Annotated in this window: 11 protein-coding genes and 1 tRNA gene; 1 reads left to right on the top strand and 11 read right to left on the bottom strand. The window is 43.3% G+C overall.

From position 1 onward, the window contains the following. Positions 1 to 4: 4 nt before the first annotated feature. From UC14_RS02265 to speF, 11 genes are all read right to left on the bottom strand, one after another. Positions 5 to 1,009, bottom strand: coding sequence for a right-handed parallel beta-helix repeat-containing protein (locus tag UC14_RS02265; RefSeq protein ID WP_112197164.1), 1,005 nt, complete (start codon positions 1,007 to 1,009; stop codon positions 5 to 7). A gap of 1 nt (position 1,010) precedes the next feature. Further along, positions 1,011 to 2,195: a glycosyltransferase gene (locus UC14_RS02260; RefSeq protein WP_112197163.1), complete on the bottom strand. Its 1,185-nt coding sequence runs from the start codon at positions 2,193 to 2,195 to the stop codon at positions 1,011 to 1,013. Next, positions 2,192 to 2,773 (bottom strand): acetyltransferase, encoded by a 582-nt coding sequence (locus tag UC14_RS02255; RefSeq protein WP_112197162.1) that lies wholly within the window; start codon positions 2,771 to 2,773, stop codon positions 2,192 to 2,194. Before UC14_RS02255 ends, UC14_RS02260 begins: the two co-directional genes overlap by 4 nt. Beyond that, positions 2,766 to 3,851 (bottom strand): glycosyltransferase, encoded by a 1,086-nt coding sequence (locus UC14_RS02250; RefSeq protein ID WP_112197161.1) that lies wholly within the window; start codon positions 3,849 to 3,851, stop codon positions 2,766 to 2,768. The genes UC14_RS02255 and UC14_RS02250 overlap by 8 nt, the downstream gene beginning before the upstream one ends. Next, the gene (locus tag UC14_RS02245; protein ID WP_112197160.1) at positions 3,838 to 5,061 is read right to left on the bottom strand and encodes a hypothetical protein; all 1,224 of its coding nucleotides are present in this window, start codon (positions 5,059 to 5,061) and stop codon (positions 3,838 to 3,840) included. The genes UC14_RS02250 and UC14_RS02245 overlap by 14 nt, the downstream gene beginning before the upstream one ends. A gap of 7 nt (positions 5,062 to 5,068) precedes the next feature. Beyond that, the gene (locus UC14_RS02240; protein WP_112197159.1) at positions 5,069 to 6,286 is read right to left on the bottom strand and encodes an oligosaccharide flippase family protein; all 1,218 of its coding nucleotides are present in this window, start codon (positions 6,284 to 6,286) and stop codon (positions 5,069 to 5,071) included. A 103-nt stretch (positions 6,287 to 6,389) separates the two neighbouring features. After that, on the bottom strand, positions 6,390 to 8,540 hold the full coding sequence (locus UC14_RS02235; RefSeq protein ID WP_112197158.1) for a polysaccharide biosynthesis tyrosine autokinase: 2,151 nt from the start codon (positions 8,538 to 8,540) through the stop codon (positions 6,390 to 6,392). Next, entirely contained in the window at positions 8,537 to 8,986 is a 450-nt protein-coding gene (locus tag UC14_RS02230) for a low molecular weight protein-tyrosine-phosphatase (protein WP_112197157.1), read from the bottom strand. Before UC14_RS02230 ends, UC14_RS02235 begins: the two co-directional genes overlap by 4 nt. A 6-nt stretch (positions 8,987 to 8,992) precedes the next feature. Then, positions 8,993 to 10,123 (bottom strand): polysaccharide export protein, encoded by a 1,131-nt coding sequence (locus tag UC14_RS02225; RefSeq protein ID WP_041673164.1) that lies wholly within the window; start codon positions 10,121 to 10,123, stop codon positions 8,993 to 8,995. Positions 10,124 to 10,433: 310 nt separating this feature from the next. Continuing rightward, positions 10,434 to 11,528 (bottom strand): UDP-N-acetylglucosamine--undecaprenyl-phosphate N-acetylglucosaminephosphotransferase, encoded by a 1,095-nt coding sequence (gene wecA / locus UC14_RS02220; RefSeq protein ID WP_223509105.1) that lies wholly within the window; start codon positions 11,526 to 11,528, stop codon positions 10,434 to 10,436. 340 nt (positions 11,529 to 11,868) lie between these two features. Beyond that, the gene (gene speF / locus UC14_RS02215; RefSeq protein ID WP_013576854.1) at positions 11,869 to 14,031 is read right to left on the bottom strand and encodes an ornithine decarboxylase SpeF; all 2,163 of its coding nucleotides are present in this window, start codon (positions 14,029 to 14,031) and stop codon (positions 11,869 to 11,871) included. Positions 14,032 to 14,737: 706 nt separating this feature from the next. Here speF and UC14_RS02210 point away from each other — a divergent pair. After that, a tRNA-Phe gene (locus UC14_RS02210) sits at positions 14,738 to 14,813 on the top strand. Positions 14,814 to 14,832: the final 19 nt, after the last annotated feature.

Genomic DNA, 14,832 nt, shown 5'->3' with positions numbered 1-14,832 from the left:
ACTCTTATTGCAATACATCCTGATTTATCCTTAAAGATTTCCAGCATGAATCAGAATACTTTTCTATTGCAGGAAGATTGTTACCTGTCGCAGCATTGACATTACAAATGCTGTAATCTCCTTTACTTGCAGATGAACTCCGATTATCAAAAATGTGAAAATTATTATTAACATGAATTTTAGGAATTGCCGATTTGATGAGAATACCTCTGACAACCTTGTCGAAGATATTACCTTTGATCGTGACGTTATCAGGAACAGTCCCTCCCGCATGCCTCAGGCTTATCACAATAGCAGCCATTCCATGCACATCAGTGAAATGATTACGACTGATCATAATGTTATAAATGCGCTGAAGCGAAGTGTTAGGTTCCAGATCAATGCTGCCTGGCATTCCTTTACGTGAAATACGGGTAAAGCGATTTCCATCAATAAGGATATCATGCCCGTCAATAATACTAATGCCATTACGGTTACTGAAGTTAACGCCGTCAAAGATGACGTTTCTTATCACAATATGGTGGTTTGAAACAACATTCCCCTGCCCGACATAAACTCCATCGCCACGAAACCCTGTGAGGTTTAAATTTGAAAGCGTAACATCGTGCGCATTGAATATACTGATCAGAGGATCATGTTCTGCAAAGCCGTTTTTTTCTGCGCCGCCAATAAAATAAACCCCCGAAATTTGCACATTACTGACAGCCCTTGTGCTATCGCCCGAAGAAATATTTATCACGCCAACAGTATCCGGTAAGGTAAAAGTCTGTTGAATTTGCGCACTTTTTTCACCGGAAAGCGAGGTATTGCTGTCAATGAAGAGAGGATGACTGAGGAAACAGCCAGGGTGAATTATTTTAATCTGCGTATTTTTTATTTCCCTCTCTTTAAAAAAGTGATAAATGTCAGGCGTAATCAGGCAGTCAATGATGACTGTCTCAGCCCGACATAAAGAGCCGCTCATCAGCACTATCAGTACGACGCAACAAAAACAAAGAGGATGTTGCACCCTAAGCGCTCCTGCGGGAAAGCAAATAATCTTTATAGTGGCTGAAGAAATCAAAGCGAATTCTTTCTAATAACTCAGGTTGATAAAAACGCGCCTTATTAAACGAGTAGTGCGCCATCATTAACATTTCATGACGGTTATTCAGTAATTTCTCAATGTTTTTTGCCAACCCATTGGCATCATCGGGCTTATGCAAATATTCGCTTTGACATAACTCAGGCATTCCTCCGGCAGAACTGGTGATCACGGGGCAGGCTCGCGACATGGCCTCTATCACAGCCCGTGGCAACCCTTCCTGATTACTCGGCTGCACATAGAGATCGACAGTATCAAGAAATGAAAAAATGTCTTTCCCCGGCGTCCTTGGTCCGGAGAAAATAATATTGTCACGCAGGGATAATTCATCAATCATTTTAATATTCTTGAATTTACTTCCCGCACCCGTGATTTCAAGAACGATCGAAAAGCCTCTGTTTTTTAGCCGATAAATTGCTTGATAAAGGGTATTAAAACCTTTGTGTGGACTGTCAAGAGAAGCAATCATACCTATTTTGAAAGGCCCGCTGGAAGACGCAGTGATTTTATGCAGCCTTTGATTAAGAACATAAGCCGAAGTCGGCAATAATTCTACGTTAGAAGCAGACACTACATGATGTCTGTTGGGATAGCGTTTTTGCAAAAAACTGCCTGTCACATAAATAGCACCCCAGGCTTTTTTAATCGCCTGCTTCACTCGCCAGGTTAATACCGGGGCATAGAGTAATCCTTTCAATGAGCCGTATCCGACCATCGCATCCCAGGGGCACGCGACCACCTCAACGACATAAGGAATATTCATCTGCCGCGCAAGCTTTGCGGTAATAAGACCTGTTTCGCTGGGTAACCTGATCACAACGCCATCACAGCCTCTGAGAGCTTCTTTAATTGCGATGACATTTTTACGGGAGGGTAATAACACAGACTTCAAAGAGGAATGATTTTCTATTTTTTTGAAAACCATTCCATCGCCGCTGGCCAGAGTCCAGTGCGGCGAAAATGAGGAATCACTTTTATAACGAGATAAAACTATTATTTCATTAAAATGATGAAAATACCGGGCAAAAGCAGAATAAGGAAGTTTACCAGGAGAATATACTTTCTCATCGTGATGAATAAAATAGTGGTCATGCGCAAAAACCATTTTCATGGTAATTCCTTAACTTTCATTGCAGGGGATCCAGCATACACCCCCGCCGTAAGGTGTTTTTTGGTAACAGAATTCGCCGCTACCACGACGTCAGAATCAATGACCGAACCTGCCAGGATCCTTACTCCGCATCCCACCCATACATTTGAAGCAATACAAACATTTCTCAGGTCGAGCGACTGATATTTAAAGGGCTGTCCGCACAATTCGTAACGATGTTCAAAGGAGATGATCGAAACAGAATGTGCAAACGATACATCACTGCCCACAGAAATATTTCCGGCAGCATCAACATAAGCACGTTCATGAAAACTGATATTACTACCCAGTGAGAGGTTTTGCGGATTTTTGAATACGCACCATCGTCCGATATAGACATTCTCTCCGCACGTTTTTACCAGCGTACGAATAAGAATATAACGGATCCCTACCCCGATTCTTCCGGGAAAACCGGAGAAGACATCCAGAAGATAAGCGCGGAAAATTTGCGGTAAAAGAGACGTTATGGCACATAAAACAAGAATAACTCCCCGCCAGCGACGAAAAGACGCACGGCCAGTTTTAATATTTTCAGGCATATAACCTCAATATTTCTGCCGCATTCTGCCCGATTGAAAAGCGCCCTGTTATTACATCAGTATTGATTTTTTTCGTTGCTGACTGAGTCATCAATACATCAATCTCTGACGTCCATGCGCAGAGATCGCTGAGTGACTGATGGGAAATACGCTCAGTCACATCAATAAGCCGCGGAACGTGCAAGGACGCGATGACCGGTAATCCGGCAGCCTGAGCTTCAATAGCCGCAAGCCCGAGACCTTCGTGCAGCGACGGGAACAGGAACACATCCATAACATCGCGTAAAATTAACAATGCATCATTTCTTGCGCCGGTCAGGATAACTTTGTCAGCGAGACCCCGCTCCACGGCCCTTTTGTGCAAGTCTTTTCGCAAACTTCCTTCACCTACAATCAGTAAACACACATCTTGATCCCGGTATTGCGACAGTATTTCAAGCAGGAATTTGTGATTTTTGACGGATTCCATTCGCCCGACGGTTCCCAATACGAACGTGCTTTCAGCAATGCCCAGATCATGTTTAAGGCTGGTGGGAGCAGTAGACACAAGACGATGGAAATCTTTGCCACAGGGAATAATATTGACCACAGGCGCCCCTGTTTTATAGTGGCAACGCGCTGAATCTTCACTTACCGCGACGCAACAGGTTGAATAACGCTTAGCCAGGAGAATTTTGAAACTAATTTCAATGCGTTTTATCGGACCAGCATTTTGGTAGTACAGCGTTCGATCTGAATGAGCATGGGAAATAATCCGTGCTATTCCACACCTTTTAGCAATGTACGCCACGAAACCATTATTGAAGCTGACATGACTATGACAGACGTCATATTTGTTATTCCTGAAAACGGAGAATAAGGCAGCCAGGTATTTCAGCGGTTTTTTATAAGAAGGAATATGTATTATTTTGCAATCCATAGCTAATAAAGCATCTTCGTAAAACCCTTTATGGGGCTTATCGACGATAAAGGTGTGTTGAATACTTCCTGAGGTTTCTATCGCAAAATCAAAAAGCCAGCTTTCAATCCCACCGATATCCAATTGACCTAACAGGTGTACAACTTTAATTTTCTTCATCTGATGTCCCTGAGGCGTAGGTTCTTAAATAAAGCAATATGGAGAAAATAACCAGTGGCATAATTAGCAATTGTTTTCTGAAAACGGCATCCCCCACGCTTCCAAAAGTATAATCGGTACGGATAGCGTAGAACCCAACCAACGTCATTACGGCAGAATAAATCAGGACACACATAATCGATGACATCAGTCTGGAGTCCAAAATGAGTGTGGTATATTTTATTGTCCTGATAATAAGAAGAACTAAAGTCACAATGACACAGAGCGCAGGTAGTAATGTAAACCCTTCATAATTCATCCACTGCGCAGGGTTAGGGGCCATATACATAAAAGCAAAAATCATTGGCCAGTTAATAATCAGCAGAATAGATTTGAAAAATGCGGCCAGCATGAGAATAAAAAAAGCCCCTAACGTGATGAACTTCATTGCCCGGTAATATTCCAGAGTAAAAACCACATACAGAAGTGCCGTTACGGGAGAATAAGGTCGGAGCAGGAAACAATAGCCAGCCAGCATCAGTATCACAACGGCCTTTAATAATCGCATCACTTTCCCCTGCGTCTTACAAAAATCGACTAACGCCAAAGCCAGAAGGATTGTCAGAAAGAGAATGAATATATCTTTACCAAAAACTGAAGAAAAATAATTAAACGTTGGAGAAACAATAATCAGGGATATCAGAACACAGCGAAAATCAACTGAACTCACATTAGAAAATAATCGACTCATTGCCGCGATGCTCATCAATTTAAACATACAATTGAAAATAACAATATAAAATGGATCTTTGGCAGGCATCAAACTATAAAATATTTGAACTGGCACCCCGAAAATAAAGAAGGATCCCGGCCCTTCAGTCATGCCGTTCTCATGCATTGTGGCCATTCTCGCCACAGCACCGGATAAAATTTCACCCAGCGAATTATTTGACAGTAAAAAATTATAATATCGTACGGCATCTATCCCGGGGAAAATATTAAAAAAATTAATACAATAAAAAGTATAGATAGCAGAAAATAGTAATGCCGCAATGATCAAATAATTATACCGGGCCCCTGGAATGGTAATCGCGGGAATGCTCAACGCGGTCAAAGTAAAAATCACCACGCCTGCAGCATCACGGGCATCAAAAATAAGATGTGTTATACTTACAGAAGTGAGCATCATCAAACAAAGGTAAATAACACCACGTTTAAAATTAATATTCACTGTTACCTCACTGGTCGCTCTCTGTCACAGGCCTGAACACAGTTATATACATCAGCAAAGCAACAAAACTATTTGAGAAAAACAATACCCATGGTACAGAAAACACGTTCATAAACTTACAGACCAAGAATAATATAACACAATGGATAACCCCACCTGTAAAAGTACAATAAGAAATTGCTTTACTCTTCCCATGAAAAAAACAAGTCGATGCCATAATCAGATAGAACCCCTGCGATAAAAATGCAGGTACCATAATGACTACAAATCGTTTAACGTCCTTATACTCCTCACCCGCCACCAGATTGTATACTCCCTCGGGAATTAACTGTGCCACAATGGTTACCAGTGTGCTCATAAAAAAATACCCAACGAAGATCAGTGTAAAGTGTTTACGGCTGATTTTATTATTTTTCAACTGACTGTACAGATGAGGTGTTAATGCTTTATTCAGGGCCATCAGCACCACAGTAATAATTACGCTTAACTGAAATGATGCAGAGTAATTTCCCAGCGTGGAGCTGGAAAAATAGTTACTGATCATAATCCTGTCCAGTCCTGACCGGGCCAGAAAGCTCATATTATGAATAATGAGTGGAATACCAAAAAGTAGCAATTGTGATGATGTTTTTTTAACGGTATCAAAACAAAAATCGGCCTGCTTCAGCCAGTTTCTGTTGGACCATGAAGAAATAAATATTGAAATCAGGAAACCAAGAATAATCGCGTAAACCCTGATTTCATAGCTTACCTTAAAACAGTACAGGAACAATAATGTGATAACGAATGACATTGCTGCATTAAGGACTTGAGCAGTCATGTATTTCTTCGCTTCTCTCCTGGACTGATTAATCGATACGAGGTTTGTATAAATACATTGAAAATATCCCGCAATCGCGGCAAGAATAATTATATCACTCGGATAAAAAGCATATACCCCAGCAACGCAAAGGATAAAGACAACGGATGATATAATGACAGAGGAGAAGAAATAGTCTGACGAGTTGTAATCTTCTTGCGTATATTCGTACTTAATTATTGCGGCAGATGCGTTTAGTCCAATGAAGACAAAAAAGACCGCGACATAGGCATTAAATAAGGATATTTTCCCATACTGCTCAGGGCCTAAAGCACGTGAGAGAACAGGGAGAAGAAGGAAGGGGAAGATTTTTACAATCAGTTCCCCGCCGACATAAATAATACTATCACTGAATATCTTTCTCATTATTTTTCACTAACTGGCATGATAAGCATCGTGATTCAGTCTTGATTGTCAAAAATAAGAATCTCTGTTAACCCCTGCAATATCAAAACTCAGTGGTAAACTCTCATGTTTCAGGCGAATGATATTCATATATTTCTTTTTTACCATAGTTATAAAACCCTGAAGGTTTATTAACTACTGCGTTGAGTATCACTCCATTAATATCAATATTATTTCTGTTAAATACTCTGATTGCGGATTCTATTTCACGCACTGTGCTCTGCTCAAATTTAGCGACCAGCATAGAAATACCTGCATACCTACCTATAATAACGGCATCGCTTACCGCAAGGACTGGTGGCGCATCAAGTATGACGAAATCATAATTGTCTGAGGCCCAATGAATAAGATCGTGATACTGCTTACGCAGCAAAAGCTCTGAAGGGTTTTTTGACCACTTCCCGCGAGTGATAATATCCAGTCCGGGGATTTTAGTACTCTGAACAGCTTCCTGACATGTGATTGAACCCGTAATCGCATCGGTTAATCCGACGTTCTTAATATCGAAGATCCGATGCGCATATCCTTTTCGCATATCACAGTCAATATATAAGACCCGCTTGTCAGCCTGACTCACTACCACTGCAAGGTTGGAGCTGATGAATGTTTTCCCTACCTCCGGAGTGGCACCGGAGATCATCAACACATTTGAACGAGCTTCCATCATCGAGAAATACAAACTGGTTCTTAAATTCCTCAGAGCTTCTATCGCAATATCTGATGCTTTTTCAAGTGCTAACAAACTAACAGGCCGAGTATCACTCATAGAATGAGAATAGTGATTATTCCTCCACTCTGACAGAGGCACATTTGAAACGACATTAAGTCCGATATCTTCAAGTATTTCTGCGGAGTCGATACCCTGCTGTAATGAGACCTGTGCCAGTATAAATCCAACTGATGAAATCAATCCCAGGCAAGCAAAGATAAATATTACCAGGACTTTATCAGGCTTAACCGGTTTTAATCCTGTGACGGCACTGTCAATAATTCTGACAGAGCCAATAGTACTTGCCTGGCTGATTTTAAGTTCTTGCTGCTTATTCAACAACTGCATATAAACGAGCTGGCCCGATTGGACATCACGCGTCAATCTGACGACTTCCTGTTGCGTCAGAGGTAAGGTGCTGACTTTTTCATTCAGATTTTTCTTTTCATCTTTCAGAACCTGGATTTTTTCAATCAATGCTAAATAAGCCGGATGTTGTGTTGTATATAACTTTGAAATTTCGGTTTCTTTAAGGATAAGCTGATTAATCTGACCATCGAGTTGCACCATGCTATCGAGAGTTGATTTTGCTTCCATCGGTAAATCTACGGAATTGTTACGGCTTCTGAAGGCGTTTAATTTCGTTTCCGCGATTCCGAGATTGTTTTTTACCTGCGGAAGCTGACTCTTAATAAATTCCAGACTTTTCTCCGCTTCTTCCGCTTTTCGGTGAATACTTTGACGAGCATAGCAATCAATGATTGTCTGAAGGATGTTCTTAATTTGTTTACGATCCCTGCCATTGTAGCTAATAGTCAAAATACCGGTATCTTTGCCCTGATCGATGACGTTGACATTAGCTCGTAACTCCTCAATGACCTTGAGTGTTTCAACTTTGGTAACAGAAAACTTATCTCCCTTAAGAGCATGTATTTCGTTCACTTCGATACGAAATTCAGGAGTTTCCAGCATCTTCCCTGCCGTTCCAGATATGGTAGTACCGGACGGTGACGTTATCTGATACTCAGCATCATTGAGAATTTCAAGCGTATAAGAACCTCCGATAACACCTCTGCGTGGCTCAAAGATATCCACCGCGATCCGCGGTACTCCAGGCTGTGAGTAACGTCGTATCGCCTCTCCGATGATGGGGAAACTGATAAAACGAACTTCAGTATCCAGATTCAGTTTAGCAACCGTTTCTCCAAGGATTGCCCGAGAGGTAACCAGTTGCATTTCTGTTGCAGAAACAGGCGATTTCGCCGGCAATAATTGCGAGATATTACTCATCATGTCGATTTCACCTGAGTGATCGACCTGAACTAAAGCGTCAGCATGATAAACCGGAGATGATAAAAAGGCATATAACAAACCGACAAAGACAAAAATAAAGGTAATCACAATAATAATGTATCTTTTATCAATGATAGCGCCCATATTTTTACGTAAATCAAACTCGTCCGGGATACATTTATTTCCTGACTGACCCGTCATTTTTCCAATCATTTTAAACCCTGATAATTTAAAGCAGCCTTCCAGCCAGATACTGACTCTTTTATAAGAGAGAATATATAATCAAATGCTTCCATATCTTTTCCATAAGGATCGGGAATTTCTTTCCGCTGATTCCAGTGGCCCAGCAGCATAATTTTCCCTCTGATTTCGGGTAAAGAATGAGTGATGGCACTGATATGTGTCCGCTCCATCACCAGAATAAGATCAAACTCCTTACCCCTTTCTGGTGTGAACGGCTTCGCCTTATGATTTTCCAGTGATATCCCGTGGCGTTCTGCCACCATTTTTGCCATGTGATCAGCCCTTTGTCCCTTAAGCGCAGATAAGCCTGCCGACTGTATATTTTTTTCAGGCAGACATTGTTTCATCAAGGCTTCGGCAATCGGTGAGCGACATATATTCCCCACGCACACCACCAGGATAGAATTAAATATCACCTTTTCTTACCAGTTTCGAATATAACGGGCAGTTTCCGTCAGATCATGAACCCCGGTAATGGTTGGCAATAATTGTCCGATAATACGGTTCCATTTAGCCAGCGGAGCTGTCGTCACATAAACAATATCGTAAGGCTCAAGCTGGAATTCGGTTCCCAGCACCAGTGCCGTAGCATCGCTTGCATTCAACTGGTAGATGTTCGCTATTTTCTTTTTAGCATCCCCTTTCAGGGTTCTGATGACAAATACCCCTGTGGCATCCGACGTTAACGGATCCATGCCTTCGGCATTAGAGAGGGCTTCGGTCAGTGTCATGCCGCTACGATCCATGCGAAGTGTCGTTTGCTTTTTCACTTCGCCCATCACGAACACTTTCAGCTCGTCGTTTCTCGGGACATACAGGATATCTCCCGGCTCAAGCAAACGGTTCTGCCGCATATCTCCATGCTTCATTAAAGACTGCAGTGAAATGAGAGATTTCTCGCCATTATGCGACAACACGATATTATTCCAGTCCGCATTTTCACTTAATCCCCCCGCCAGATTAATTGCGTCCATAATGGTCATGGGAACGTTAGTGACAGCTAACTGACCGGATTTTTCCACCTCACCGGTGACATAGACTTTCTGCGAGCGGAACGTCGCAACATTGACATCGACCTGCGGCGATTGAATATATTGGGTGAGCCTGGCGGTAATATCACGACGAATTTCAGAGGTCGTTTTGCCTGCCACGTTGACCATCCCTATGTAAGGGTAAAATATGGCACCTTCGGCGTTAACCCAGTTCCCGGCATCGCCGGCACTTCGATACTGACCGGCAGGTGTCGTCAGTTCAGGATGATCCCATACCGTAATTGTTAATATATCGCCGATGCCAACATAGTACTGGTACTTGTTAACACGTGAATCAAGGTCGCTATTGACTGTCGCAATGGCAGGGTGACGAACAAGTGACTCCACCAGTTTAGGCGTGATGGGATAAATATCGACCATTGCATTAATATCCTGATAAGGGCCGTTTTCTTCCACGACATTTTTACCCGAAGTACTTATACCGATACCAGGCGATAACGAACATCCACAAAGCGATACTACAAATATGATGAGTGGAATAGTAACAATCTTAACTTTCATAACGTTTTAACCGTTTATTTTCATGGGGAGTAGATTTAATGGTGTTGTTTTTAGCAAAATCTTCACAAGGAGTCTGGAGGGAATATTGTTACTCAATTTAGGGATCGATAAATATTGCGATAGCATTGAGTATTTTTTCACGCTACCGCCCATGGATGTTGTAGACATCCATTAGAATAATAAAATCACCAATAAGTCCTTTACAAAAAATTTAATATTAGCCAGTCTCCGCTTAAAAAAAGCAGAATTTAAAAATATCTATAAATTAGTATAAATGCCGACGACAATAACAGATCGTTTATCGTCGTGTTTATTGTACTGATATTTCTATGGTTTCATTATTATTCTCATCTCCCGGGGAGACTTCTGAATATTTTGTATGAATCGCCAGCCAGTGACGAACAAAACAATAGATGACAAAAATCAGGCAGAATAAAAATAAAGACAGCAGTTCATTTACTTTAAGAATATTTAATCCGATACCAAATGCATTCATCAAAAAAGAGCCAAGAAGAATAATACTGAGAGTTTTTTTATTGGAGAAACCATAATTTATGAGCAAGTGGTGCAGATGCGTTCTGTCTGGCTTGAAAGGAGAATGTCTTCGGATGAGACGCCCAAACATCACCGCAACCAGATCCATCAGTGGGACAGCGATCAACCAGATTGCGGTTGCAGGTGCCATCACGGCGTTATATTCCCCGGTGGCCAGCATGATAGCCCAGATAACCGTAAACCCAAGGAATGTACTCCCCGCATCTCCCATAAAAACTTTCAACCTGGAACAGCTGACATTCAGGATAATGAAAGGAACAATTGCCGCAATAAAAAGCTGACAGTACAGCGCCATAGGTATTTTCCCTGCCACAGCAAAGCAGATTGCCAATCCCGTAAATGAAAGAATACTTAACCCGCCTAACAGCCCGTCAATTCCGTCTATCATATTGAAAGCATTAACTGATGCCCAGACAGCCAGCAATGAGACGGGGAAACTTAAGATCCCCAACCTAAGCTCGTAATTGTTCCACAAATTGCCGAAAGAGCTAATATATACGCCGTCAGACATAATGATAATTGCACCTGCCGCCTGAACAATCACGCGAAGAAATACTGAAAGAGCATAGCGATCGTCAAGAACACCGATACAAACCAGAAGGAAGCTACTCATCAGAAAAGCATTATTGTGCGCAACGGAAGGAAAAAAAAGTAAATTTATTACTACCACCGTGAGATAGATAGCAATGCCGCCTACCAGCGGAATATTACTGCTGTGTTTTTTTCTGTAATCAGGCTTGTCGACCAGTTTTAATTTAATACTTACAGCCCTGGCCGCCAGTAAAAAAATAAAACAAATGATAGGGGTGACAAATAAAAATCCGTACATCCCGTTAACATCCTTTTCCATGGAGTTTTTATTTTAACAGTTGAAGTAAGCTTGGCAATTTATAGGAACGGAAAGTAAAAAGCAACATCTGGAAACAAGTTTGATTTGAAAGTTGAGAGGAAGAACATGAAAATAACACGTACAATTAATATCACACAAAGCATACAAAAAACGAATTATTCTCTGTAATTAATAACACAAACAAATAATCAAACAAACTAACACAGACTATTTATATTAATGGCAATACTTGAAACAATAAAACATTCACAAAGCATATCAATATCATAAATAATGGAGAGGTTATTGCCTCCCCATTATTTGAAAACCAGCAAGCGGATAATTTATTTTTTACAGCAAATTACGCAGAAACCACATACCCCATCACGCGCTTCCAGCCGACCGTTTTTTTCTCAATATACACACCCTGCAATTCTGGGGAGAAACCCGGCAGCAGATTGATACCTTCTTCCAGCGCCATAAAATAGCGCTGAACCGCCCCGCCCCACAGTTCGCCCGGCACGACACATAGCACGCCAGGAGGATATGGCAGCGCGCCTTCCGCAGCGATACGGCCTTCGGCATCACCAATTGCCACCAGCTCGATGTTATCGCGGATAAACTCGTTATGCGCATCCTGCGCATTCATCACTACCTTCGGGAAACTCCTCTCACGGAACATCTCTTTCTGTAACTCTTTCACATCAAAGCTGACGTAGAGATTATGCATTTCCTGGCACAGCTGGCGGATGGTGTAATTCCGGTAGCGGTCTTCGTTTTTGCGATACACCGTCGGCAGCACTTCGCTGAGCGGCGCATCTTCTTCGATGTATTGCTCAAACCGCACCAACTCTTCCACCAGTAACTGCATTTTGGCCGGTGTTTCCGCCGGGGTAAGCAGGAACAAAATCGAGTTCAGGTCACATTTCTCCGGCACAATGCCATTCTCGCGCAGATAGTTCGCCAGAATGGTCGCCGGTATGCCGAACTCCGTGTATTTACCGCTGGAAGCATCAATGCCCGGCGTAGTCAGCAGCAGCTTGCACGGATCAACGAAATACTGTTTCTCGGCATAACCGTCGAAGGCGTGCCAGCGTTCACCCGGCACAAAATCAAAGAAACGCACATCGTTGGCCATTTCATTGGTTTCATGATCCTGCCAGCGTTTGCCGCCGACGGTTGGAGGAACGAACGGTAAAATCATCGAGCACTGATCAAGCAGCATTTTGCGGGTTTCGATACCAAGCTTCACGCACTCCATCCACATGTGTTTTCCGCTGCCACCGGCATGAATGCGCGCATTGACGTCAAGCGCGGCAAACAGCGGATAAAACGGGCTGGTCGAGGCATGCATCATAAACGCATTGTTGAGCTTTTTATGGCTGCAATGACGCTTCTGGCCTTTGATGTGATTGTCTTTTTTGTGGATCTGCGAGGTCTGCGAGAATCCGGCCTGCTGCTTATGTACCGACTGCGTAACGATAATGCCAGGGTCATTTTCGTTCAGCTCCAGCAGCAGCGGCGAGCATTCTTTCATCATCGGGATGAATTGCTCGTAACCGACCCATGCGGAATCAAACAGGATGTAATCACACAGATGACCGATTTTATCGACCACCTGACGCGCGTTGTACACGGTACCGTCATAAGTACCAAGCTGGATAATCGCCAGGCGGAACGGACGTTTTTCAGTCGCGCGATGTGGCGCCACTTCTTTGATTTGTGCTCGCAGATAAGTTTCATCGAAACAAGCCGCATCAATGCCGCCGATAAAACCGAACGGATTACGTGCTGTTTCGAGATAAACCGGCGTAGCGCCCGCCTGCAACAGCGCACCGTGATGGTTTGATTTGTGGTTATTACGGTCGAACAGCACCAGATCGTCGCGGGTCAGCAGCGCGTTGGTGACGACTTTATTGGCCGCAGACGTGCCGTTGAGCACGAAATACGTTTTATCCGCGCTGAAGACTTTAGCCGCATACTTTTGGGCATCTTTCGCTGAACCTTCGTGGATCAGTAAATCGCCCAGTTTGACGTCCGCATTACACATGTCGGAGCGAAAAATATTCGGGCCATAGAAATCATAAAACTGGCGCCCTGCCGGATGACGACGGAAAAACTCGCCGCCCTGATGCCCCGGACAAGCGAAAGTGGCGTTCTCCATCTCGACATACTTTTTCAGCGTATCGAAAAACGGCGGGAATAAGGCTTCTTCATAAACCTGTGCGGCAGACTCAATCTGCGCGGCATAAAATGCCTGATTGGCGTCCGATAGCGTGATTACGCCTTTCAGCAACGGCAGAAACTCAGGTGAAATCTGCTCTGTACCCTGCACCGCAACAAACGCGGGAATACCAAATCCCAGCGTTTCAATATCCGCCAGCCTGCCGTGGTTCAGGTCACCGACAGAAATAATGATGGCCGCAACGTCCGCGTAATCGGCGCGACGCAGGTCAACGACCAGACGTGCTGTCTGGAGATAAGGGGCGACGGAAGCGCTTGCTGCAAGTTTTAAGTGTTTCATTCAGGCTCTCAAACGGTTAAGTAAGAGGGTGTGCCAGGTGGCACGGCAATGAGCTGGCGCATACGTCATTAAAGGTATAGAGCGCAGAGTCCAGCCCGGCAAATGACGTTGGCTAAAGCGAGATATCGAGTGCAACAGAACAATGCCGGTATGGCAAAGTGGTGACAAATCGGGTTTCAGGCCAGGCCACGTCTGATAGACAACATTAAAATCAGAGAACTGCTCTGTTTTATTCTCTGTTTTTAATAATGCCTGACAGCGAGCAAACGGTAGCCTTACCGCATGAAAGAGACTACAAATGGAGGAAAACTGAAATCGTGGTGTTTACAGCACCCGGAGATCATCATCAGATTGTTTGTGCACTGACGAACAGTGCGATGTGATAAACCAGCCATGCCGCAACCCTCTTGAGCTGTCGCGTGAAAACGGGATCAGAGTTGTTTAATAAATCGGCGCAATAATGGCATCTTTTACCCCCCTGTTCAACCCTGAACATTGCGCGAATTTCTTACAGAATGCGACATGGATTACGCCCGGAATTTCCGCGCTTTTCGGGATTATTGCCGGGTACGAACGGGGTAAGCGGCCTGAACCCTAAGTTAAATCGTCAAATTGTCGTAAAAAGCATCAGTCGGTTGACGAACCCCGCGGTTGTCACAAAAAGCCGTTGACGGCACATGCCCGATACGGTTTAATGCGCCCCGTTGCCCGGATAGCTCAGTCGGTAGAGCAAGGGATTGAAAATCCCTGTGTCCTTGGTTCGATTCCGAGTCCGGGCACCATATTTAAAGAAACCCGCCT

This window comes from Rahnella sp. NRRL B-41462 (genome assembly GCF_003263525.1).
GTDB classification, from domain to species: Bacteria; Pseudomonadota; Gammaproteobacteria; order Enterobacterales; family Enterobacteriaceae; genus Rahnella; species Rahnella aceris.
This window is presented reverse-complemented; position numbering and strand designations above follow the sequence as displayed.

Bases quoted from the DNA above. Each gene is read 5' to 3' on its own strand.
- UC14_RS02240 (WP_112197159.1), bottom strand. From the start codon at position 6,286: ATGAGAAAGATATTCAGTGATAGTATTATTTATGTCGGCGGGGAACTG.
- UC14_RS02260 (WP_112197163.1), bottom strand. From the start codon at position 2,195: ATGAAAATGGTTTTTGCGCATGACCACTATTTTATTCATCACGATGAG.
- UC14_RS02225 (WP_041673164.1), bottom strand. From the start codon at position 10,123: ATGAAAGTTAAGATTGTTACTATTCCACTCATCATATTTGTAGTATCG.
- speF (WP_013576854.1), bottom strand. From the start codon at position 14,031: ATGAAACACTTAAAACTTGCAGCAAGCGCTTCCGTCGCCCCTTATCTC.
- UC14_RS02235 (WP_112197158.1), bottom strand. From the start codon at position 8,540: ATGATTGGAAAAATGACGGGTCAGTCAGGAAATAAATGTATCCCGGAC.
- UC14_RS02255 (WP_112197162.1), bottom strand. From the start codon at position 2,773: ATGCCTGAAAATATTAAAACTGGCCGTGCGTCTTTTCGTCGCTGGCGG.
- wecA (WP_223509105.1), bottom strand. From the start codon at position 11,528: ATGGAAAAGGATGTTAACGGGATGTACGGATTTTTATTTGTCACCCCT.
- UC14_RS02250 (WP_112197161.1), bottom strand. From the start codon at position 3,851: ATGAAGAAAATTAAAGTTGTACACCTGTTAGGTCAATTGGATATCGGT.